This window comes from uncultured Leptotrichia sp. (genome assembly GCF_938036635.1).
Classification (GTDB): Bacteria; Fusobacteriota; Fusobacteriia; order Fusobacteriales; family Leptotrichiaceae; genus Leptotrichia; species Leptotrichia hongkongensis.
On record NZ_CALHQO010000042.1, the window covers coordinates 1 to 1,208 of the forward strand.

Genomic DNA, 1,208 nt, shown 5'->3' on the forward strand with positions numbered 1-1,208 from the left:
TTTTGACTATTATAATTTTAGAAATGAAAAAAGGTGAATGCTTTGGATAAAAAAAAATATAATCAATATGAAAAAATGAGACTTTATATTGCCACTTGTTTTTGGATATTCTCATTGTTAACTTTTGCTAACGAGAATAAAAGTTCTGTGAGTAAAAATAAACTTGAAGATGAGGCTGTAAAAGTTGATATTATCATTAACAAAAACAATATTAATGATTTTGAAGATGAAAATAGCGATATAGAAGAGAATAATGAAGATGGGAATCTGATATATTTAGATCAGATAGAGGATGAAGAAGAAGTAAAACAGAAAAAAATGGAAAAAGTCAATAAATTTGAACGGATTATTAGAAAAATAGATGAAAAAGTTAATCCAATTATAAAATTTCAAATTTCAAAAAGTTATGGTGTATGGTATCTGATAAAAACGGATGATAATGCAGAAAAAGAATTAAAAAATGTAAGATATGATTTTTTACAGCAAGAAAATGGATACGCTATTATTAAAAGTTATTTTGATCCTAAAACTGACAAATGGAGTGAAGAAAGATATAGAGGATGGATTAATGAAAAAAAGGGGAATGTATATTTGAATATTGAAAAGAAATATTTTAAAAATACAAAAAATGAAATTGTATTTTTTGATAAAAATTATAGATACATGGTTGTAAGATATAACAACGGTACTACAAAAGTATTCTCACGTTACCCAAATAATGAAAAAATTTCACTTGAGGATAAAGAATTAGATGAATTTGAAAAAATTGTTGGAAATAATAACAATCTAGAAAATGTTTTTTATGATATAAAAATAAAAAATATTAGGGAAATTGAAAATGAAAGAAAAAAAGCTGAATTGAAGAATAGAACAGATGAATTAGAAAAGCAATTAAGCGAAAATCCTGCGAGTGTATTTCAAATTGACACAATTGGTGCCAAAAAAGAGCTTGAAAGAAGAAAGAAAAAAGAAAATACACTTAAACTTGAAACAAAAAATGGTCCTAAAAACGTAGAAGTTATAGAAATAAATGATAAAGATTTAAAAAATGAAACTAACACAAAAAATAACAGTAATGACACAGAAACAAATAAGAGGCATTAATTATAATAAATAATTATCAAGCTTTACTGTATACTATTTGATAAACTTAAAATTTATACATTGTTTTAAAATCATACTTTAAAATTATTTCAGTAAAATATTTT

Annotated in this window: 1 protein-coding gene; it reads left to right on the forward strand. The window is 23.3% G+C overall.

What is annotated here, in order from left to right:
* Window positions 1-33 precede the first annotated feature (33 nt).
* Window positions 34-1,104, forward strand: a complete 1,071-nt coding sequence (locus Q0370_RS00735) for a hypothetical protein (RefSeq protein WP_299570732.1) — start codon at window positions 34-36, stop codon at window positions 1,102-1,104.
* The last annotated feature ends 104 nt before the right edge of the window (window positions 1,105-1,208 follow it).